The sequence below is a fragment of the Campylobacter gastrosuis genome (genome assembly GCF_030249845.1).
Lineage (GTDB): Bacteria > Campylobacterota > Campylobacteria > Campylobacterales > Campylobacteraceae > Campylobacter_A > Campylobacter_A gastrosuis.
The window spans coordinates 1-1,008 of sequence record NZ_JANURM010000026.1; the positions used below are offsets into that span (position 1 = coordinate 1).

General features: G+C 30.4%; 2 protein-coding genes. One reads left to right on the forward strand and one right to left on the reverse strand.

Going from position 1 to position 1,008, the window contains the following annotated elements; all coding sequences use genetic code 11:
* Positions 1 to 186: 186 nt before the first annotated feature.
* On the reverse strand, positions 187 to 648 hold the full coding sequence (locus NYG85_RS10975) for a WYL domain-containing protein (RefSeq protein ID WP_284938629.1): 462 nt from the start codon (positions 646 to 648) through the stop codon (positions 187 to 189).
* On the opposite strand from NYG85_RS10975, the gene NYG85_RS10980 reads away from it, so the two are divergent.
* A complete protein-coding gene (locus NYG85_RS10980; protein WP_284938630.1) occupies positions 593 to 847 on the forward strand; it encodes a LysE family transporter in 255 nt (84 codons plus the stop codon). The two genes, NYG85_RS10975 and NYG85_RS10980, sit on opposite strands and share 56 nt — an antisense overlap.
* Positions 848 to 1,008 lie beyond the last annotated feature (161 nt).

The following is a 1,008-nucleotide window of genomic DNA, read 5'->3' on the forward strand; positions in this document are numbered from 1 at the left end:
AATTGCCCTAAATGTGGAGGTAATGAATTTGAAAACAAAAGGGCTAGTCGTTTTGATATAGCGATTACATTATTTTTTCAAAATTTTAGGTTTTAAAAAAAATTAAAAGATGTGATTTGAAAAAATTAGCATTAGAAATTTTAAAGAGATTTTTAACAAAAAATCAAAATTTTAGTGCATTAACCACTAAATATCTTTTAAATACCACCTTAAAATCTCGCTAAAATTATCTCTTAGATAAGTTGGCGATATGATTTTTAGGGTATTTTCATCGCTTATGATTTTGTAATTTGGCAAAATTTTACGCCGTTTAAAATATGGCACAGCCTCGCTTTTAATCTCTAAAACGACCTCAAAAGTGGTGTTTGAAAACCAATTTTGAGCATTGTTTTCTATCCTTGCTAAAAATTCCTTGTTTAGACTAAACTCATTTTGAGTGATTTTTATCTCGCTTAGCTTTGAGAGCGTGAAATTTTTAAGCACACCAAAATCATCGGCTAAAAGATACCAAATTTCATTGTTGTTTATGAGTTTGTAGGGGTTTAGAGTGCGTTTTTTATCGTTATAAACGCACGAAATTTGCCACCTTTTAATGATACTAGCACTAATCTCGTCAAACTCACGGCGTGAAATTGCGGCGTTTGGCAAGGTTAATTTTAGAGATAAGAATATTATTTTTGGCTTTGGAGCAGCTACCGCTTCATTTGTGTTCTTTTTCACACTCGGATACGCTTCAAGAGTGCTTTTACCATTCTTTAAAAAGCCAATTTCGTGGAAAATCTTAGAAATTTTCATCGGATTTTTAATGATGTTCTTAGCATTTTTACTACTTTTTAGCAAAATTTAATCTGTTTCTCATATTTTTATAAAATTTATCTAACAATAATTTAAATCACACCCCAAATAAGATAGGTAAGATAAAAATATCTGAAAACTAAAATTTTTAACCATAAAAAGATAATCTTAATTACACGCGCCAAATCCGCCAAATCCGCCAAATCCGCCAAA